We start from the raw sequence: 22,530 nt of genomic DNA, 5'->3' as shown, positions 1-22,530 counted from the left end.
ACCGCGAGAAATGAATGAGCACATCGCTGCTTCAGACAAAATAGAGAGTAAGAAGAGGCTGTCTCTTCAGCAGCTCCTCTATGCAAAAAAAGCGTAAGTTCTAGGAAATGATTCCCTTAGAACTTACGCTTCTTGCTTCACGTCGCTTATTTACAGATATGTAGCCGATGAGTATGGCAGTGATACAGTTCAGCATATCTGCTAGGCGAACGCCCCCCCATTGCAGACGGGATCTGTAATGTCTGTCGTCAGTGCTCCGTTGTATTTATCACGGTCGCTTTATAGGCGTTCTCGCCATCTCTATAAACAATATAAGGGGTGCCGCTGCTGTCTATCACTATCGATATATATTCAGTCCAATCTGCTGAAAAATCCGCACAGCCCACAGTTACCCAACTGCTTCCGTTATATTTCATCACGGTCGCTTTATTGTCGTTCCCAGCATCTGTATAGACAACATAAGGGGTGCCGTTGCTGACTAGCACTATCGATGTATATTCAGCCGAACCTGCCGAAAAGCCAGCACTGCCCACAGTTACCCAACTGCTTCCGTTGTATTTCATCACGGTCGCTTTATTGTCGTTCCCAGCATCTGCATAGACAACATAAGGGGTGCCGCTGCTGTCTAGCGCTATCGATGGAGCATGAGCCGAACCTGCCGAGAAACCCGCACCGCCTATAGGATCCCAACTTCCTCCATTATATATTATTACGGTCACTTTATTGTCGTTCCCAGCATCTGCATAGACAACATAAGGGGTACCGCTGCTGTCTAGCGCTATCGATGACTCATAAGCCCAACCTCCCGGAAAACCCGCACTATCTACGGTTTGCCATTCCATAAAACCAACCGCATGAACCGTCGCCTGCTGCACAAGCAACAACAGAGGAACCATACTGACGATCAGCATCCAGATCCAAATAAATCCTTTCGGTTTCAATTGTCGCTTACTTGTTTTCATATTTTTACCTCCACTATTCGTGATCTTGTTATTAGCAAAAAATGAGCCAAAGAAGCGAATGCCTTGTCCTCCCATTTTATTTTCAATCTGCCAACTTAATTAACGGTAAAATTTTCCCACAATTAATCGACATTCTCGTAGTATCCACTATATCGGCTGCTTCACAGTAGAGATCCTTAAAGTGATGCTGTTGCATTCGTAGCACCTGACGAAAAAGTGATACTAAATACCATAGTGATTCTATTTTATCATGGTGGATTAGCCTACTTGTGAAACCTAAAGAAAACTTTAAGTTAGTGCTTGCAACGCATTGCTGGCAAACAGCATATATCTGGCCCCCTGTCTCTTGAAAAGAATAGACGCTTTGATCAATTATGCTTACTTGGATTCAATTAGACCTAACGTCGCGTAAGTAAAGAGACGTCCGAGCACACCGGACTATACGGGGGCAATTTTGAGGTATTGGATAGTTTAAGCCTTCTAGGAGTCGGCACATCATTTGACGAGAATGGAAAAGCACAGATTTGCGTTGAGGAATTCATTTAATTAAGTCGATTGCAAAGTTAGCGGAATGAAAAAAAATGGGTCAAGAGCGTCAAGTAATGCCCGACGCTATGATCCCATTTTTCCAACGAATAAAAACTTCCCCCAACCAGAGCCGTGCAAAGTAAACCCAAATATTTTACGAACACTTACCCTACTTGTGGTATTATTCACAGATTATTCCAACTCGATAAACCTTTGGAGCATAGTGGCAACCTCTGCTCTGGTTGCAAGACCAGAAGGATTCAGAGACAAATCAGAGTTGCCCTTCATAATCCCCTTTGACACAGCCCAAATAACTGACTCTTTGGCAAAGGCCGAAATTTTATTTGCATCTTTGAAGCTAAGGCTTGAAATGTCGCTACGAAGGTCAAATCCTTTACCCTTTGCGTATCTATAGAGCATAACAGCAATTTGCTCACGAGTGATTGAAGCATTGGGAGCAAATATACCTTTACCATATCCGTTTACAATTTGGTTTTGGTTGGCCCAAATAATAGGATCTGAATACCAATGACCGCTTTGAACGTCAGAGAACACATCTGAAAACTTAACATTTGGTTGATTTTCCATACGATATAATACAGTGGCAAGCATGGCACGGCTCATTTTCCCAGAAGGTGAAAATTTAGTTTCAGAAGTTCCCGTGAATAGCCCTTCGTTATAAGCGTATCTTACAGAAAAATAGAACCAATCGTCATGTGCTATATCTGCAAACGGAGGTTTTCTCACAAATGTAACCACAACAGTTGTGTCACGACTAATCTCTGGAATGGTATAAATGTCACGGCCTATAAATTTTTCACCATTGATAATGATATATTCGGTTTCAAACCCTTCATCGGGAATCATTCTGATCGTTGCAGAGGTTGTTGCACGAATCGTTTGATCTTCAAAGCCATCAGCAATTTTACCATTTCCGCCTTGCACAGAAGCTTTAACAGAGTAGTTAAGATTAGTGTTACTACCCGAGTCAACCCAACGTTTCGGGCCTACTATTTTTGAATTCTCAAAATTGGAAAAGGCAATGCTTAGCTTCTCTATTGCTTCTGAAATTTCCGAATCTAGAGCGTGTTCATTCTCAAAAACAGCCTCAACTTTAGAAATAACATTTCGAAGATTTTGAGCTGATGTTGTTGAATACCAAAAATCAGGGTAATATATCATTTTTGGATTATCCGCAATAGTAACTGAAGCTAGATAAGCTTTTGCAGCCTCAATGTCTTCATAGAGTGAAGACTTAGAAGCTTCCTTTATTCCATTGCCAACAATGATTTGCACATCTTCAAACGGTTCAATATACCGCAGTGTAGCATCTTTATTGGTTATAAGGAAGTTGCTTAAAGAAAAATTGAAGGTTCCGTTGTTTCTAGCTTGAAATACGGCAGTTCCAATATTTTGCAGCATGGAATCAGCTTTTCCGCCCGCGGTCATGTCAAGATAGACATAGTTGATTACACCATCGGAATATTTCATTGAAATGTCCTTTTCCATATTGAGACTAGTGTTTTTCAAGACATAAGAATCAAACTGCAGCTTTCCTTGAAAGCCATATACCGGTGCTTTACCAGCACCAGTATAGGCAAAACTTAGTTTAACAAAAATTTCTTCTCCGACTTCAAATGACGATTTAGAGTTACCGGAGCGATCCGTTACTTTCATATCTACACGATAACTAAGGTCAGCAGCATCGTTTGCGCCGTAGGCATAGGATGGTAAGACAGCCACTAGAAGCAGCATACACAACATCATTTTCAATTGTTTCCTCATCTTCTCAGTGCCTCCATTAGTGCGAGTTGCGCGTCTACAATATCAACAATGCCATCGCCATTTAAATCAGATCTCATCCAGTTTTCAGAAGAACTGTAGCCGTTGAAGACATTATTTAATAGAGCATCTATTGTCGCTAGAACGTCTGCTCGATCCACAGCCCCACTACCATTGGTGTCTCCACGAAGAAGATTAGGAGATTTCACTGTTGGTTCAAAAACAAGCTTGGCTACTAATTGCTCACCCGTGACAAGTTCTCTTGAAGAACCAATATAAGCTTTTTTAAGTTTGTCATACAGGAGTGTTTGTTGGTTGTCTCCAATCACAACTGTTGCTTTACCCATATTTATCTCCGTGTATATGGTGAACAACGAGAATCCTTGTGATTGTCGAACTTCATAACGATATCCCAGATCTTTCACACTAATGTTAATAACGTCTGACAGTTCTTTATAGACTATTTTCCCATTTTCACCTTCAAAAGCAGCAAGTCTATAACTAACTTTGATTGCCGTTTCACCTGGAGCCAAAGCTTCAATGGTACCATCCTGTGAGAGCTTGATAATGTTCTGATTATATAGAACATGCCATACAATATCTTCTTCTTTTAAGTCGGTTTCGCCAACTTTACGAAGAGCCTTAACAGAAAGCTTTGTTTTTCCGCCTATTCCAAGCTCGATAGCATCAGGTTGATTGTCGGAGTTTTCAAGGTCAGATATTAATTTAATGCTCTCAAACTCTGACAATTCACGATTCACAAGATAAATGGGAACAACCGTTTCGTTTCCAGCTTCATCAACTGCTTTCAACAGTAAGGTTTGGTTTGGTTCTTGACTTGAAGTCTTACGGTTAACCTGGAATGTTCCGTCTGGATTCACCACAATACCTTCTGAACTACCACCTAAAGTCAATGATGCAGATGCTTCTGTTAGACCATAGAAGCTATAGCCCCCGTTCGCACTAACAAAAACAACTTGATTGCTAACTGTATTTTCAACTTGATCCTTATCTAGACTTGGTTGAACTTCTTCACCTAGAAGTAATATAGGTGCGCTTGTATCGACAGTAACACCAATTGCCCCTGATGACAGGCTACCTTGAATGGTGTCACGATTTTCACTAACTGCAGTAAAGTCAATCAAATGCGCGCCGTCTTCAAGTGTTTCTTCAAATGACCATTCCGCCTTAAATTCCTCAGGCTTGTTCTTATCCTCTTTATTAAGATTCAAAGTCATTTTAACGGGTGTATCGAAAGTGTACTTTACCTCTAATTTATCAGTCCTTAAATAATAATGTTCTTTGGATTTGTCGATATTTGTTTCAACACTTAAAAGCTTAGGTTTGTTGATAGAAGGCATAACAAAGCTTTCCGATGATGCAACTTCGGTAGAACTATAATATTCCGTATGATTAAGTGCAGATTCGACTATTCTAACAGCTTTGGCTTTAATAGAATAAGTCTTGCCTGCTTGTAATAGAGGATTGTTCGCTTGGTCTAACGGTTTTAGAATAATTTCACTATTTACAGGAAACTGACCAAAGGAACTATCAACCTCAACTCCGTTCTCATCTTCTATTGCCACAAAATAATGGGTTGCCGTTTTGTCACTTCCAGTTATATCAACCTTCACATAGCCATCACCATTGTAGGCCGCAGCTACTAACTCTGGTTTTTGTGGTAGCAATGGATTTTTAAATGTGAATGGAGCTGAAGTGATTTGCTTACTCATTCCACCTAGATGGTTAACAAGCATAGCAACAACATAATAATTCCCTTCAGGGAATGACTCAGGCAGTGTAAATACATGAGAGCCTGATTTAATTTTATCTAGCTCAAAATTACCAATACTAATTAAGGATGAAGTATCTTGAGTGTTATCTGATTCTATGGTTTGCATAATGGATGGGTCTTTTGTGACATAAACATTAACTGCCCCTGAATAATCACTTTGCCCGTCAATTGTCCAAGAAAGGTTAATATCACGGCTCGTATTTTTGCTATGCGTTGCACTAATGCCTGTCATCTCTGGCAAATCTTCAACACTGTTTACTTCAAAATTGTCGATATAAACATCTTTTGTTGTCACAGAAACTGACCATTCACCAGCAACAATTAGATTGGGATCAGTGATTGTAATATACAAATAATTTGTACCATCTAAAGATTGAACAAGATAGTTTCCATTTCCGTTATTATCGTCTTCCATCATTATCAGTTGCTTCCCAGCAGGATTAGTGATAATGATTTCAGATGCAGAAGGTTTAACATGGCCACGAAGCGGGATTTCAAAGAGAAGTGAATCTTTCGATGCTGGGTTAACTTCTTTTGTAATTCCTTTTCCTGCTCGAGTTTTAGCTACTGCCTTTGTAGTGAGCCTTCGCATATTCGTTCCATATAACGCAGTGGTTGGTACAAGATTTCCATTCGCATCTAGCGCTTCCGAATGAACATAGTGTACAGCTCCTCCTCTAGATGAAAGATCGACAGGACCACCAAAGCTAAAATCGCCATCCCAATAATAGATAAAGCCAACTCTAATTCCAATGACTCTAAAATTCGCACCAATAAAGTCAGATGAAACTGCTGCCTCAATTCCACCAAGTCTCTTCCCGCCTATAAATGGAACTGAAGTTGGAATATAAACTGCTGCATAAACATAACCATAAAAATAATCTTCTGTAATTTTAATGGTTATTCCACCACGAACCGCCCCAGCATGAATGCTAACATTACCGTAGCCAGTTAACTGAAATGGCGATATCCATTGAATATCCATTCCCGCTTTAAGATTGAAGAGTCTTCCTTCATCGTCTTTTTCCAATCTAGCAGTACCTTCAAGACTAAGACCAGATAGGTTTGCTTTTAGCTTGAAGTCACCTACAATAACTAGATTAATTAATAACCTTGTTTGAAGATGAAGTGTAATAGGTGGAAGTTTGCCATCCGGTGTTCCAGAAATGGTATCTGCTAGGTTTGAAACCCCTCCACCTAGCCCCGTCATAAATACATAAGGTGCAACAATTGGAACTTTCTTTGTTTTACTCGCTATAAAGAATGTAAGTTCGTCAATCATGATATCTGGAAGATTGTTCATTGGAACCTCTTTAAATGCCAACGTACCTTCCACTTCCATTGTTAAGAGAGAAAGTCCATACTCCAATTTATAGATGCCGCCAATCGTGTCTATCGTTACTTCTGCCATAGCACCATATTTATTTCCTACTAATGGACCTAGAATATCTTCTGGCAGTGCTACAGCTAGTGTAGTATTAATACCAATAAAACCACGTTTCTCGTTTTTAATACCATATTGGATATCACTAATTTCTGCAGTTAATGAACCCTTGTAGTCATAATGCGATTCATTCTTTTTCTCATCTGCAGCTTTTAAAGGCATTGAAATCTTTCCGCCGAAGCTAATTCCGAAGTCATCTTCATCTTGAGTCATGACACCGTACTTAATATTGATTAAAAATCCAGCAATATTTTGCAGCATAGAACCAGCATCTCCAAATTTCAGTTCTAATGCTTTAGCCTCATTTTCGGAAACAGCCTCCCGGTCCAAGCTGTATTTCACTCCATTTTTGGCTTCAAAAAACCACTTATGATGCCAAATATTAATAGAGTTTATTACTTTTACTGTACCATCGCCTTCTAATTTTGCTCCAATATCCTTAACTGTCATCGTAAGTGGAGTGTTGCTGTCATAAGACAAAATGTTGTTAATAGAAATATCACCATCGGCTTTACTAGCAGAGTAATAACTGCTTTTACCAGAACCCATTAATCTAACTTTTCCACGAACTGTCAATAGTACTTCTGTTTCGCCTTCTTTATATGTTATGTCTTTATGAATGATACCATTTCTTTTAACTTCACCAGAGATAAATTTCTTCATTACATCTTCGTTTTCAAAATTTACATAATCGTATAACTGCCTATGATTAGAAGAGTCTGTAATTCTAACTAACGAAACAATACCATAACTCGCACTTTTATCTTTCGGGTCATTTGTTACATCTAGTTCCGATGTCGAAATAATCTTAGCTTTAAACGCTTCAATTAATTGTTGATTTGTAAATCTAATTTCAATTTTATATTTTCCAATTGCTAACTTTCTATCAGTTGAAAACGAAAGCGCTTGACCTTCTTCAACAAAACTAATTTTTCTTTTATCAATTAACGTCGTCTCACCAGTTGCATTAGCGACAAGAAAAAGATCCCATCCATCAATGCCTATAATGGCTTTTTCCAAAACTTTCATATCTCCAGAAATGGTGATATTTTTCTCTCCTTCATGATAAACTGCTGCAGGAAAAATATGCTTTAAAGAGATATCAGGAATTTCTCCTTCAATTGCTGGAAGTAATATATTTTTATTCGCACTATATTCAACCAGTTTGGGCTTGTTTGCATCGTTCATTTCTGTTGCGTTTAACGATACTATCAATCGCTTCGCGGTAATCATAGACTGCTTTGATGCAATAATTTCTATATTTGGAATATCAAATACAGTACCCACATTTAACCCGCCTGAAATCTGAACCGTATATTCTCTTGTATTCGTTGCTGCAAAAGTAAGTCCCTCATCAAGAGTAAGGACAACAACTGGTTCTATAAGCTCTTTAGCTCCAGTAATACTATTGTCAATGGTTACAGTTGCTTTAAATTTGCCATCGTTTAGATAGCCATCTTTGTCTTTGTTCAATTGAACTTTATCTGTCTGGATACCGATGGATAAATCTTTGTCTTGTGTTTGATCTGAAAAGTTACCAATACCATAAAGCATCTCAGAAACTCGCACTTTACCTGGTTCAATTGGTTTTTCGTTCCAATAAAAAGCTGTTGCAGTATCAGGTGTTAAATATGGATTCGAATAGTTAGTAAAGTCAACGTTAGGATTCGGTGTATAATCATATCTTGTATTTGCAAGATTAACCCAGTGCCCCACAATGACTTTATCAACACTTACGTCATTATTTCCACTCCAGCCAGACAAAAGGGCGTAGCCCATTTTGTCTGAAGCTGAAAGAGAATCTAAATATCTAATTTGTTGCGGCAAGTTCTCACCACTATATTCTGTTTCCACGATTGTCGGTTGTGATCGGTTAACGAGAACATGAGGTGCATCAATTTCTGAACCAAGGGCATTATCTAGAAGAAGACGAATACCTACCGTTCCCACTTTGGAATTATTATTTACCACGTCATATGAAATACCAATATTTCCAACTAACGAGTTGCTAGGATCCGTTGAAATGGATACTTTTTGTGTTATTGTATACCCCTTGATGTCCCATGCGATCGTCATTAGTCTGTTTTGATCAGAAAGGACAGGCTCATGAAGTTTAGTATCTATTCCAAACCATCCATATTCCTGACCGAAAATATAATCTTTTCCGTCAATACGTACGGTAGTAAATGATGTTCCATTGCTTCTTGCTGCATCTTCTTTATAGAGCAACGGAATATTGTTGTCAAAAGCTTTTTGGGGATGACCATCAACGGTTTCGATAGAAAATCCACCTGTTTTTGAATTAATGGAGTATTTCATAAAATCATTAGCAATGGAATAATTCGCACCGCTAGCTTCTGCACTTACTGGGAAACTTGCAAAAGTAAATAACATCGCTAGAAAAGTGGTTATAGCTATGCCGCGTTTTAATCTACTAAAGATAGTCATTGCTTATTTCCCTCCTTTGTTTGAAACATATACAGAAATGTTGAAATAGTCTCGCTTATCCGTTTGAATATAAACGGTATACCAACCATTTGAGACATTATCAATTGTATACACTCCGTTTTTCTCCCGCATAACAGTTCCTTTTGTTTTCATTTGACCTTGTGTTAAGGTGCCTTTTTCATAACGTGCATACGAAATGCCTGCAAAGTTTTTCAGTGAAATTTCAATTTTGTTTCCATTCACCGTTGCAACATTCGAACTGTCTGGCATTGCTCCGTTAACAAGCGCTACTGTGTCATAAAGACCTACAAGACGAACTGTGCGACGAACTGTAGTTTGATTTCCTGCATCATCTCTTACTGTATAGTCGATATAGTAAGGGTTTGAGCGATTAAATTCATTCGCTGAGATGTTGTCAGGATTAAATACTCTCCCGCCTACACCATAGTTAATGCTAACTCGGTTAGTTAAATCAACTTTTTTATTAGCAACCATATCCCATGCTTCGAAATCAAATAGCTTTGATTTGTCATAGGCAGTTGAAGCATCTTTTTTAGCTGTCATTCCCTCGATGAAGATTAGCTCCTCACCGTTTTTAAGTTTTAATTCAGGAGGAGTTTTATCAATGAGACCAATGTTAACACCGTATGAAGTATGCTCTCCTGTTCTTCCTTGCAGATTAAATACATAAAGTCCATTATTGCTATAGTTCATTGATTTATCGAGTTCCCAAACGTCGTTTCCTCCAACGAACTTAGCATCTTTATCCGTGATTACAGTAACGTTGACATCTTGATTGGTTATTGGATTTTTATCAATTCCAACAACATAACCTTCTTCTTTTCCTGAAGTGTCAACTCCAACTTTAATCTTGTTTTGATAATCGTGTTCAATCCACTGACCAGATTCGTTTTTCACAAGATATTTATACGACCAACGAATTTCTTTAATCTTTGGTGCTCCAACTTCAATTCCTTCGATCGTTAACAGAATTTTTTGTGTTAATCCTGTTTGGTCTCTAACTTGAAATACGTGCTCCCCATTTGTTTTAATGTTGATAACAGTATCTTCAAAAGACACCACATCACCATCTTCATTTTTAACCTCTGTTGAAAGTGCATATTCATATCCACGATAAGAAACGGTAAGGTCTTGCATCGTTCTAAGAATGTCTAGCGGAACGCCATCACGGTCACGAATTTGGTCAAATGTTACATTAACACTCAACTTATCCTTCGCTAATGTTGCAGTTGCACTAACTTGTGGTGGTGTAGATACAATATTTGAAATATTAATAATTTCATTACCTTCGTTACCGTACTCATCTACAAAGGTCACTGCTACAGTACCATTTTTTCTAAAACGAACCGCTTTACTACCAGGGATATGAACGATGTCGGAATAAGTTAAGCTTCCCACTGGTTCAACATTGGTAACCTTAATGGTTTTAATATCTTTACTGAACTGTGTTAACTCAACATTGATACTTTGTGTCGTAAACTCTGTTGGCAGCGTGCTGTACGTCATTGCAGTTGCAATGGGTGCTACTTTATTAATATTTGAAACTGTTAATGAAGTAGTCCACTTATTTCCTGCGTAATCATATGCTGTCACATAATAAACTCCCGAGCTATCAAGTTCAACGACATATTCATTCTCAAGCGGCTCACCTTTGAATGGATAAACTACATCATCCTTCTTGACCTCTGCGAATGAAATTTCACCCGAGTCATCCGTTATAGTGATTGTTGCGAATATATTTTTATTCGTCTTGGAAGTGTTTGATAATACATAAGTTGTCTCACCTATCGTATTGTCAAAGTCATCATAACTCACTTTCTGAGAATGGGTGTTTCCTGATTGATCTTTAAATTCAAAGGTAAAGGAATTAGCATCTTTCGTTAGAGTCTTTGAAAAGGAAGCATTGTTAATCATAGATAATGTTTTTCCGCCACCGATAGAATTAACAGTTGCCATCACTCTTCTATAAGCTTTTCCTTCTTGGATCGGAACCCAATTTCCTAAATAATTTTCGTAACTGTAATCTAAAGTGTAGTGTACACCTTCTGTAATTGGTGTTTTATCAATATTTGAAACTGTAACTGGGAGGGTTGTGATCATTCCCGCCTTGTTAGTTACTCTAAAATATACCGTTGCATTGAGGCTAAAATTTTCAGTATGAGATGCAATGGATTCGATTTTATCAAACTTTTTTCCGTCATAGGAACGTTCAAGCATTAATATTCCGCTTTCCGGGTCAGATATTGAAAGCCTCGCATTCACATTTTGATTTGTTGGCTCAGTATTCGAAAATTCCACACTAGCAACAGGTGCAGTTTCATCAACCACTGAGATTGCGACATACGCTTCTTCCATCCGATCCGCTTCAAAACCTTCAGTTGTATAAACCTCGAAGTAAGCTGATTTCGTAGTCTTGCCATCTCTTACTGCCTCTAATACAAGCTTGGAATAAGCCGTTCTTCCTTCTACCTCTTCAAATGAAGGAGCAAGCACACTTAGTTCCGTATTTAGTTCTAATCCAGATAACACTGCATTTTCAACAAAGAAATATTGCCCAGAGTATTTAGGATTGGGAACAATAACGTAATAAAGCGTATCGTTTTCCTTATAGGATATAAATCCACCATTTTGCACAGCAGTTCCATTTCTTTGTACATTCCCTGTAATCTCAAATCCCTCAATGAATTCAACATCAGGTGTAAACGTTACAATACTATCCCTTCCCGCCTCATCCTGAATATATAGACTAATTTCATTATTATTTTGAATGACAATATCATAATTCATGACATAATCAACAGATGTTGTTAACAGCCCTCTATATAGATGATTCGACCCTGCCATTTCGTTCACCTTATTGCCCTCAATTGGTGCATTTGGCATAACCGTTACTGGGACATTAAATGAAACGGTAACCGTTGAGGTCGTTTTTGTTATTGCTGGGTTGGCGCTAACACCTACAATTGCTGCTTCTGCGTCCACCAAATCCAACTTGGAGTCATAGAATACTTTTTCAGTAATATTACCTGCATTGTCAGTAGCTTTGATTCCAATCGCATGAATGCCATTAAGCCCTTTCAAGTCAATAGTATACGTTTTCTGTTTGTGTCCTTGGCTATTAGTAATAGTCTGACTACTTTGTAATGTTACTGATTCACTTGCACTAAACCATTCATAGTCTTCTTCGGTTAGAACATGGTTTGCAGCAGGATCTTTAACAAGTGCGAAAGAAACAGTTGTGTCACTCTTATCTGAGACATCGACCGTAACAGTACCATCTTTTCTTGCTCCATTTTTTACGATTGCACTTTTTGATGCAATTGCTATCGGAGCTGCTTTATCTATATTCGAAACTGTAATAGGAACATAAACACTATGACCAAGTTCGTCTGAAAGCACTAGATTAGTTGTCACATTCTCGCTCACAGTTACTGTAAATGCACCGTTCGTATATGGAGAAATAGTGATTTTGTCCGCATGTTCTGTAGGTACTGTCAATTTACAAATTCCTGTGCCCTCATCTTCTGCTTCTATTCTTACAGTTACTGATGAGTTTGTTGGCTGAATTGTGCTATATTCAGGCAATTCAAAAGTTGGTGCTTGGCTATCATATAAAATTTTGATAGATTTACTTTCTGTTAAAAACTCTGGTCTTTGGTCGGCAGCATTATTTAGAAGTCCAAATTGAAAATCAATGGTGTTGACACCTTCTTTCAGTGGAAGAGGTGTATTTAGGGTAAATTCATACTGACCACCCGAATTATTACTCGCTGTGAAGTTTTGAACGGCAACACCATTTTCAGTTGGCACTCCATTTATAGATGCATAATAAATCGGCTGCTGATATTTTGTTGCACTCTCAGAAGTCCAAGCAACATGAGGTTCATTCAATAAAGTAAGAACATGATATGTCCCATCTGTTGTTGCCCCCATGCCGTTAATGGTCTTTGTTTGAGCATGTTGTAACTTCGTTATCGTTACAGCTTCCGATCTCATTCCAAAATACGGAGAAATCTCTTTGCTTTCTCTACCATGAAGATCTGTTGCCACAACAACAATGCTATATGCACCTGATGGAATTCCTGTCATTGTCAAAGTTTGATCAACTTCCAATATACCTTCACCGTTTAACTTCAGTGGCAGAGGAAAGTTTTCCGCATTTGCTATTCTTGTATCTGTTCCTGGTCTAGCTAAATAGTAATATGCACTTGCAAGGCCACTTGCATCTTTCACTTTCACTGTAAATTGATGAGTTGACTTAAAAAGATGATGTTGATTTCCAACTACATAGCTAATCACTGGAGCTTTGTTGTCATAAGTAAACTCTCTGGAAAACTCTAATGAGTTACCTGAACGTTTATCTCTAACGCGATATTCAAGTGTATATTTTCCATCCATTGTAACTTTAGTGCCGCTGCTATTAATTTTTTCTGCTGCACCAACATCATGGCCTGCTTCATAAACCGTGTAGTTTTGCGTGAAACTTATTCCATTGCTAGGATGGGAAACCCATTTATAACTCGTTTCAAGATTTGAATTACTAATATCAAATTTGATATCAAAACGCTGCTTAGGGGTACTGGTTTCTGTTGTAACAATAGTATCCGAAGCAGAACCATTAAAAATCTGTACTGGTCTTGTGTAATATTTTAATACTTGCTCGTCTCGTGAATCGTTACCTAATGAATCCATTGTGAAATAGTAGAGTGTTCCATCAAAATTATCACCTTTTGGAATAGACAGTATTGCAGTAGTACTTTCCCCTTTTGAATCTACAAATGCCCACTTTCCTTGAATAGAAGATATTTCTTCTGATGCAAGCTTAATTTCATCAATTGGAGTATCATCTGGCAATGCAGTACCGTTCATAAAAGTATAATAAGTTTTAGACCACCCATTATTAGTTTGTTGATAATCGTTCATTTCAAATCTATAATCATTTCTTTTACGAGATTGTGAATCTTGCGGTTGTACAGTTTCATCAATCGTTACACGTGGAGCCTGGTTATCTAATTTAATATTGTCGATTTCTGTATATCCGGCAGCTCCGCCTAGTGGATTGTCAGCTTTGTCCCATCCATACAAACGAAGTTTAAATTCTCCTTCTGTAGGATCAATAGGATTTAGGTTAATACTAACTCCTGGTAATACTTGCGTACTAATAGGTGCTTTAACCGTATTTGCAATTCCTGTACCGTCAAAGTTTGTTATTCTAGTCGTTGTCGGTTCGTAAACATCGCCGTTTTTCTTATATAACTCGTATTTAAAATAATTTTGATTTTCATTGGTGTGGGCGACACTTCCCTCTGGATAAAGTGTTTCGCTAGCGACCGTATAAAACTTATGCTCTTTCTTAATGTTATTTTGAATGGAATTTTGTCCAGTTAGATCCAGTCCATTTCCATCGGTAATTTTTATGGTTGGTGTTTGTGTATCCACTTTATGAGTAGAAAAATAAAAGCCTTGGGATGTTTTTATTCCATCTGATGGATTTTCCAAATCATAATATTGAACTACATTTTCCTTCGTTAAGTATGTAGATACATCATCAAGCTGAAGTCTTATACCCGCGCCGTCAACCCCACTAATATCCATCGGCACTTTTCCAGTAAACTGAAGTATACCGTTGTATTTTCCATCTGTTCCTCGCATTTTTGTCATGGTAAGAGTAGTAAGCTTTGTATCTGTACTATTTCCAAGATATAACGAAGGTGTTGCTTGTAAATTTTCAATAAGCTCGGCTTTATTTTCTGCTGACGGATTTTTTTTATGAATGGAATCCACTTCAACTGTGATCTTAACATCTGAAAATTTTCGATTTAGATATCGATTGTCATCACTGTGAGCAAAGGTAGTCGTTTGATCTATTTTTGGATTGCCAAGGTTATATACACTACGATAAAAAGTAGTAGTCACATATTTTTTCCAGTACGACCGTATGTCCGGCGCTACCCCTATAAATAGTCTTTCCCATGCTTTTATTCCAGGTGCTGCCCATATATAATGAAAAGTCCCACCAAAGCTAGACAAATCGGTAGTAGCTTCAGGAAACGCAATCATATAAGTGATCGAAACCTCTGCTTTATCCTTAGCAATCATTGCATTGTAAAGTTTTTCCCGGTCAATTTCCAACTTTAAATTTTGCGTTTTTGTAGCCGGCTGGAATGTATACCAGTCATCGCCAAAACTTTCATCTGAAACGGTAGGTGGGAAAATAACAGGAGGGTCTGCAAATTGCATAACGTGATAAGTACCATTTTTATCGCTAGCTTTCCCGTCCCACTCTATTTTTTCAATACCTGTCGAGTTTTCATCGAGATATAGCTCTGACCCATTGCTCACACCAGACTCATATCTATAGATGGTGGATGCATGAACATAAACCGGAAACACAGATGCCAGCACAGCTATTGCTAATACTAAGCTTAAAATCTTCTTCATAAAATACCTCCTCGTATAATAACATTTTCAAATCGGCTTGATTCGGCCGCTTACGTCTGCTGCATCGACAGTAAGTTCATCTGCAATTATGAACCTTTACAACCAAATTGCGACACTACTCGACAGCACTTTCCTCCTATAGTACCATCGTTAATAGTAGTCATGATGGATTATAAAGAAATCTTTAAGTTTCATAGAGAGACTAGACTACGAAGCCAACAATAGTTCCGTATAATCAGGACTTTTTGACTAATTAGGGTTACATTTATGTGACCAAGACACGCAAAAAAGAGGCTCGCAAAAGTTTAGTAAACTCATGCGAAGCCTCATTCCGGATATTTATTCGATTCCGACATCATCATCCTCATTCTGGACAACGATCATCCTTTACAGCTAATTTTCATTAAAAATTGTTTTTATATACTTTGAGCTAAGACCAATGGCTTCTAGTTCTTCTTTCATTTCATGTGCATGTTCAATTTTCCTGTTAGGTACGTATAAAGCCACGCCATTACGATTTTTATTGCCTTCTGAATTTCTTACTTCGAATGCAAGTGCTTGGGCTGCAGCAGTAATTTCTGATGATTTCCCCATTATATCTATAAGATCATATTGGTCAAATATCCCTTCGGTTTTGCCTAATAGCTCTGAGTTGTTTGCAAGGTCTGTTAGTGAGGAATCAAATTTTGCACCTTCTATTGCCTTAACCAGCGCTTCTACTTGAGAAAGCTTCATCATTGACATTGTTGTTGCTAGATTAGATTCAATCCCTGAATGAAGGTTAAAAGAATCTAACATTAATCGTCCCACTCTTTCCGTGCTAATTTGTGGATTTCGCTCCATTGCACTTATCCACGTCGTATAATACAACCCTCCAGCGGGGGTTAAATCTTCAGAAGCTATAAGATATTTGCCATGGTTTCTAAGGGCATAGGCGGTTTCAACTGTGCCCATAAGACAGGCATCAAAGACGATCAAGTCGAAATACATATCTGATGCAGCGATTGCTTTCGAAAGCTCCGAAACTTTCACCGTTTTTCGGTCGTTTAGCTCGTCTGCGCCAAATCCACCCATTGTACCATACCCATGGTCCCATAAAATCAGTATATACCTATCATTTGGTGCAACGGTTTTGCCCCAAACAAGAAAATCCCTTAGGGTTTTAGGATCTGATGCGTCGGTCTTGATGATACTTTTATGCTTTTCAAGTTTTCCATTGCTTACTTCAAAACGTTCTGCTGCACCATCAGTCATGTAGTTGTTGTGATATTTAAGCGTTCCACCTGTTTGAAGCAATACTTTCGTATTTTTATTAGGCTGACCACGAAAAATTTCTTCCAAATCACTTGTTAGCCGACCTTGTTGTGATTCAAGGTCAGAACCAATGGCATATATTAAAATCGTCGAGGAATCAAATTTTTTATCCTGCTCCCAAAGTGATCTTGCCTCGTTTAAACGTTGCGTTGTGAAAACATCTGTTTCGCGAAGGATTTGACCTAATGTTGCAATTTGGTTTTTGGGTCTTGTGTTTAAAGCATAGCTGCTTATTTTGGCAAGAGTTCCCCGATTGAATGCGACTTCTTTTGTAAGGTCTAGACCCAAGACTATTGAGGCAAAAGGAACCGCGGATTCATATGTAAAGTCGCCTTTTGTTTCTGAATATCCCAAAACCCTTAAAACCATTGCACAATATTGTTTGAGAGAGATTGGTTGCTTACCTCCAAAACTATGTTCATTAATTCCGTTAACTATACCATTTGTATATGCAAACGATACATAAGAACTTTCCCAATCAGTATCTTTAAAAGGATTTTTGTAGGTGTTTTTCTGAATATCTCCTTCCTTCCCCCACAGTCGAAGCATCATCACAAGGGCTTCTGCTCTGGTAGGCACCCGCGAAAGTTCATATCCATTCCCCGTTCCTTTGAACAATCCCAAGTGGTTAAGAGCTTCTGCATAGCTTGAGTTTTGTGCCACTGCTGTTGGAGTTATTGCAAGAAGAAAGATTAAAAAAATGATTACACTTCGGATATTTTTCATCAAATTCCGACCTTTCTATTTGAAAATTTCCTTCTTAAATGTAAAAAATAAAAAAGCAAGCGCCATCACATACATGACACGCGTCATCGTTCCCTTGGGCGAGAAGGTGTCAACGCCCGTTCCGCTGCATATGCCATTCTTTCGGACATAGGCGACCGCATCGTAGAACCAGTCCGTTGGACTAACATCTCAAAACCCGCCCGTTGGACCAACAGACAGGAAAATTTATGTCTAATTTTGTAAACTTATTTTATCATGCTAGATGGGACCTCTGGTGAATTACAAAGAAAACTTTAAGTTCGCACTTAGAATAACGGCAGCCTTCATCTACAGGATCTGGCCATATCCGTGAACTGGGATAAGAGTCGATTGCAAAGTTAGCGGAAAGAACAAAAAATGGGTCAACAACGTCAAATAATGCCCCAACGCCATGATCCCATTTTTTCCAACGAATAAAAACTATCCCCAACCCGAGCCGGGCTAAGTAAACCCCAATATTTTACGAATATTTCGCCCTACATATGGTAGTCTACCAAACTTAACGCAATGTTCGCGCTTGCAACGCACTTCTGGCAACCAGCATATATCCTGTCCCCCGAATCGTAACAATTCTCTCAGGATTGGCAGGGTCAGTCTCGATCTTTTTACGTAAATTACTGATATGTACAGCTACCGTTCTAATATCCTCCAAGCTCTCCATTCCCCAAGTAACCTGGAACAACGCATCGACACTGACGACACGATTAACGTTTTGTGCCATATAGGACATTAAACCGAACTCTTTTTTCGTTAACAGGATGGTTTCACTCCCCATGTTAACGGACTGAGCGTAGAAATCCAGCGTCAAACCCGGTAACTCCAGCAGTTGATCCTTTCTGCCCGTCGACACTCTGCGAAGGTGAGCCTTGATCTTGGCCATGAGTACTCCCGGACTGAACGGCTTGGTTACATAATCGTCGCCGCCATAGGATAATGCGCTGATTTTCACCTCGTCTTCCTCACGGCTGCTCAGAAACACAATCGGCGCATTCGTGTAGCAGCGTGCGTTCATGCACCAATCTATACCATTTTCATTAGCCAGCATGACATCCAGTACAATCAAATCGGGCTCGAAAGACTCAAGCAGCTTCATGGCTTCTGTCCCGCTATGACTGTAGGAGGATAGAAACCCCTCCCTCTCGCAATACACCTGAACAATCTCACATATATGGGGATCATCATCGACGATCATTATTTTGTGCGTGGCCACCACATCGTCACCTTCCTTCATTTACAATACAAGGGATCGATACATAGAAGATCGCCCCCGTCTTGCCGTCGCTCTCCGCTCGAACCGTCCCTCCATGCGCTTGTACGATTTCCCTGCAAATCGCCAGCCCGAGCCCGCTGCCTTCTACGCTCTTCTCCACGCCCGGTCGATCATACTTGTAATTGCGATCGAAGATTTGCTCGAGCTGATCTGGAGGAATACCCGTGCCAGAATCTTGTACGCTAATAATCGCATATTGGGTATGATTCACCTCGTTCACAGCTAGTGCAATTCGCACCAACCCATCACTAGAGGTGAACTTCATCGCGTTCGACACTAGATTAAACAACGCCTGCTCCAGTCTTTGCTCATCCATCTCGACAACAGGTGATTTGGTCCCTTGATCTTCCGTATCTCTGGTATCCAGCATGAAATTGAGCCCTGCATCACGCACAACCAGCTCATATTGTTCAAAAAAACGACGTAAAAAGTGATGCACATGAACCTGCTCCATTCGGTACGAGACTTGTCCCGTCTCCAAATGTGACAAGAAGGATAACTCCTCAATCATGCGGTTAATCCTTACAGTGTTATCCCGGATATACTTCAGGTACTGTTCATTATGTTCTGGCTTGACCTTGTCCTGCACAGCTTCTACATAACCAAGCATGTTGGACAGCGGCATACGCAGATCATGCGTAATATAGGCAAGAAGCTTTTTTCTCCCTTGCTCGTAGTGAAGCAACCGGTCATACGAAGTGCGGAGATCATCATGAGCTGCGGATAAGGCCTGCGTGCGTTCCTGCACGGTCCGTTCCAAATTTATATTCATTTCGGTCAGCTTGTTGTTAGCGTCCTGCAGTTCACGTGCAATCCTTTCTTCGTTCGATGCAGCCCTCGTAAATCTTGAAGAAAGCAGAATCATCTGTGCGATCGTAAACACCAACAGACCAAGCGGAGATGTATTTCCGATTCGTGACCATTCGTTGTAATATAAAAAATCGTTGATGACCGTCACTAAAGCAACCATCGACACCAGCAGGAAGATCAGTGCTCCCTCCATACGCCGCACAGCCGATTGGACCAGCCCAACCATCAGATACACCATGTGCAGAACAACGATTACACCGATTATCAGTAACATTTTTGAATATATTAGTGCAGGGGTCACCACAACAACTAGACAGAGTACGCCGGTTACGATCCGCGTGGCAAGACGAAACCAACTCGACACATAATTCGGAAAAATGCAATTAGAGTACTTTGTGATAATATAACCACTGCTGCAAAGAATCAGGTACTCGATCTTAAACTGCAATTCCCATGGAAAAGCTGGCCACAATTGTGTGATCAAGAGCTCGCCGACCAGCAAGGATCGAATACCGAACAACAAGGTGAACAGACCAAAATACAATGGGGCTCTGTCTTTGCGTCGCAGTATGAACAATAGCAGGTGATAGATGCCAATTACCAGCAGGCTTGTGATTATGAACATTTCAGCAGCAATTTTCAGATTTGTCCTGACCATTAACACATCACTGCCGCCCAATTCGATATACTTGGTGATACCGCCTCGCTTATGATGGAAGTTGGCTGCTTGTATAACCAGTTCCACGGTGTCATTCTCGGGCTGGATGAACACCAGCTTTGTTGCAAGATGAGGTGTCACTCTGCTCTTGTCCTGACCAACCAGACCGACTTCTGCCAGCAGCTCGCCATTCACCCATAATTTATACGCATGAAAAATAGTCGGCACCCTCAGAGCAAGCCTCTCATTTCGATCCTGCTCGCTAAGCTGGATGACCACCCGAAAGGTTGCAAAGCCTGTACCGTCCAGTTGCTGACCATCAAACCAATAGCCTAGCCAGGAGCCCGGGATACTGATCCAGCTGTCATTATTTCCGTCCCTTGCCAAGCGGATCTGTATGTCCTCCGGCGACAGCAGCTCTTGCCAGTAGAACGCCCACTCCCCTTTTAACTTTAGCGGATTCTCACTGACATGAACCTGCGTTAAATCCAGAACGCCTTTTTCACTTTGGAGTTTAGGGGAGTCCGGTGCAGGGATGACAGCATAGCTTGCAACCAAACCGACAACAACGGCTGCAGCTATATATAACAAGATCGTACGAGAACCTAATCGGAGAATACCCCTCATTATGAACCTGACCCCAATCTACATTAGTGCAATAAGTAAGTTATCTAAATAATATCATCATTTAAGAAATTTGTGCCCTTAAAATATCTGAGAGGCTTCAACACAAAAATCACTATGAGGTCCTTTTTGTGAGCGTAAGAAAAACCGTCCATCCCTGGACGCTTCCTTAACGTGCAAACCCACAGTACGTTTTACTTGAGCTACCTTGCGCTTAAATCGAATGGTTTTACTCTCTAGACAGCACTATATATAATAGAATAGACTTCAAATCCTGATGGATTCCTTTATTGTATACTGCTTTCCGCAATACACCTTCTAACTGCATGCCTGATTTCTCCATCACTTTAGCCGAACCAATATTGTCTAATAGACAACGCGCCTCAGAAAATTATTTATTCATTATACATGTAATACATAAGATAACAATAGAATTCGCCAAAATGAAATGCTCACAACTCCACTAGAGACAAGAATAATAGTAAAAAGAAGCTGTCGCATCAGCAGCTTCACTACTCAGAAACAGCTCAATAAAAAAGCGTAAGTTCCAGGGATAGATTCCCTTTGAACTTACACTTTTAGCTTCAATGACGTTTACTTGCAGGCAGGTAAAAGTTGAACAACACCTTTCCTCCAAACTATCTCACGGTAATCTAGCCCTTTTCTCAATCAATACCTTACTAAGGTTGATCGGACAACCCCATTCCTCGTCAAAACCGCTCTAACGGTTGCCAACGAGGCTATTTCGATGTTTTTAACCGAATTTATATTTTAACGGTTGTCATGGGCGCTATTGCACCATTTTTCTAAGAAATTAGCGGTTTTTACGATATTAAGCACGATGGCAACCGTTAGAAAATTTAATGCTTCATTTTCGCATGATTAGCGCCTGTGGCAACCGTTAGAAGTTACCTTTGGCATGCTTACTTACCATCGCATCGAGCAATGTAAAGAGGATTGCATTTGACTGAGCCAAATATTCGTCTTGATCCAGCATTTCATTAGGTTTCTGCACATATATGCCTGGCTCCAAATCATCGGGGCAATGATCAACCAGCCTTCGAATACTCGCATTACTGCTCTCCAAATGGAATTGCAGCCCAACTACGTGGTCATCGTATTCGAAAGCTTGATTGGCGCAGCCTTTGCTAAATGCAATGCGCATGGCAGCAGGTGGAAGCTCAAATGTATCTCCATGCCAGTGAAATGCCGTAAAATCTTTGGGCAGCACCTTGAAAAGCTCAGTATGCTTAGACCAATTCGTCAACTGTATGGGAAACCAGCCAATTTCCTTATGCTCGTTTTTGTAAACCCTGCCGCCGATAGCCTCTGCAATGAGCTGTGCCCCAAGGCATATGCCAAGCACCAGCTTTCGCTGTTGTATGGATTTTTTTATAAACTGCTTCTCACGAGCAAGCCATGGATATTTCTCTTCATCGTATACACCCATCGGTCCGCCCATAATGACGAGCATATCAAATTCAGATAGTTCTGGAAATCGATGATTATCGTAAGTTAAAGACCCTGTCAGCATATACCCTCTCTCTTTGGCCCAATCGCTTATATACTCAGGCGTTTCAAAAGGGACATGCTGCAAATAGTGAATTCTCATCGTAATTCCACCCTCTATCGTTATTGTTGTACCTAAAACTACATATCTAACTATAA

At 39.7% G+C, this 22,530-nt stretch carries 8 protein-coding genes and 1 pseudogene; all 9 read right to left on the bottom strand.

Annotation, left to right across the window (positions count from 1 at the left end; all coding sequences use genetic code 11):
• Positions 1–248: 248 nt before the first annotated feature.
• Complete coding sequence (locus ACRRU2_RS21465) at positions 249–962, bottom strand: hypothetical protein (protein ID WP_331700942.1); 714 nt, start codon at positions 960–962, stop codon at positions 249–251.
• A 720-nt stretch (positions 963–1,682) separates the two neighbouring features.
• Positions 1,683–3,275 carry an S-layer homology domain-containing protein gene (locus ACRRU2_RS21460; RefSeq protein ID WP_432504876.1) on the bottom strand — a complete coding sequence of 531 codons (1,593 nt, stop codon included), beginning with the start codon at positions 3,273–3,275 and terminating at the stop codon, positions 1,683–1,685.
• Positions 3,272–8,959 carry a dockerin type I domain-containing protein gene (locus ACRRU2_RS21455; protein WP_432504874.1) on the bottom strand — a complete coding sequence of 1,896 codons (5,688 nt, stop codon included), beginning with the start codon at positions 8,957–8,959 and terminating at the stop codon, positions 3,272–3,274. The genes ACRRU2_RS21460 and ACRRU2_RS21455 overlap by 4 nt, the downstream gene beginning before the upstream one ends.
• A gap of 3 nt (positions 8,960–8,962) precedes the next feature.
• Positions 8,963–15,421 carry a hypothetical protein gene (locus tag ACRRU2_RS21450; RefSeq protein ID WP_432504872.1) on the bottom strand — a complete coding sequence of 2,153 codons (6,459 nt, stop codon included), beginning with the start codon at positions 15,419–15,421 and terminating at the stop codon, positions 8,963–8,965.
• Between the two features lie 393 nt (positions 15,422–15,814).
• The gene (locus ACRRU2_RS21445; RefSeq protein ID WP_331700946.1) at positions 15,815–17,461 is read right to left on the bottom strand and encodes a clostripain-related cysteine peptidase; all 1,647 of its coding nucleotides are present in this window, start codon (positions 17,459–17,461) and stop codon (positions 15,815–15,817) included.
• 15 nt (positions 17,462–17,476) lie between these two features.
• Positions 17,477–17,638, bottom strand: a pseudogene (locus ACRRU2_RS21440) (S-layer homology domain-containing protein); the annotation flags it as partial.
• Between the two features lie 361 nt (positions 17,639–17,999).
• Positions 18,000–18,710 carry a response regulator transcription factor gene (locus ACRRU2_RS21435; protein WP_432504870.1) on the bottom strand — a complete coding sequence of 237 codons (711 nt, stop codon included), beginning with the start codon at positions 18,708–18,710 and terminating at the stop codon, positions 18,000–18,002.
• A gap of 7 nt (positions 18,711–18,717) precedes the next feature.
• Entirely contained in the window at positions 18,718–20,865 is a 2,148-nt protein-coding gene (locus tag ACRRU2_RS21430; RefSeq protein WP_432504868.1) for an ATP-binding protein, read from the bottom strand.
• A gap of 898 nt (positions 20,866–21,763) precedes the next feature.
• Complete coding sequence (locus ACRRU2_RS21425) at positions 21,764–22,474, bottom strand: type 1 glutamine amidotransferase (protein WP_331700949.1); 711 nt, start codon at positions 22,472–22,474, stop codon at positions 21,764–21,766.
• Positions 22,475–22,530 lie beyond the last annotated feature (56 nt).

It is taken from the genome of Paenibacillus sp. GXUN7292 (genome assembly GCF_050864975.1).
Taxonomy (GTDB): domain Bacteria; phylum Bacillota; class Bacilli; order Paenibacillales; family Paenibacillaceae; genus Pristimantibacillus.
This window is presented reverse-complemented; position numbering and strand designations above follow the sequence as displayed.

Excerpts from the sequence above, each read along its gene's own strand:
- ACRRU2_RS21430 (WP_432504868.1), bottom strand. The coding sequence starts at position 20,865 with ATGAGGGGTATTCTCCGATTAGGTTCTCGTACGATCTTGTTATATATA.
- ACRRU2_RS21450 (WP_432504872.1), bottom strand. The coding sequence starts at position 15,421 with ATGAAGAAGATTTTAAGCTTAGTATTAGCAATAGCTGTGCTGGCATCT.
- ACRRU2_RS21465 (WP_331700942.1), bottom strand. The coding sequence starts at position 962 with ATGAAAACAAGTAAGCGACAATTGAAACCGAAAGGATTTATTTGGATC.
- ACRRU2_RS21460 (WP_432504876.1), bottom strand. The coding sequence starts at position 3,275 with ATGAGGAAACAATTGAAAATGATGTTGTGTATGCTGCTTCTAGTGGCT.
- ACRRU2_RS21445 (WP_331700946.1), bottom strand. The coding sequence starts at position 17,461 with ATGAAAAATATCCGAAGTGTAATCATTTTTTTAATCTTTCTTCTTGCA.
- ACRRU2_RS21425 (WP_331700949.1), bottom strand. The coding sequence starts at position 22,474 with ATGAGAATTCACTATTTGCAGCATGTCCCTTTTGAAACGCCTGAGTAT.
- ACRRU2_RS21455 (WP_432504874.1), bottom strand. The coding sequence starts at position 8,959 with ATGACTATCTTTAGTAGATTAAAACGCGGCATAGCTATAACCACTTTT.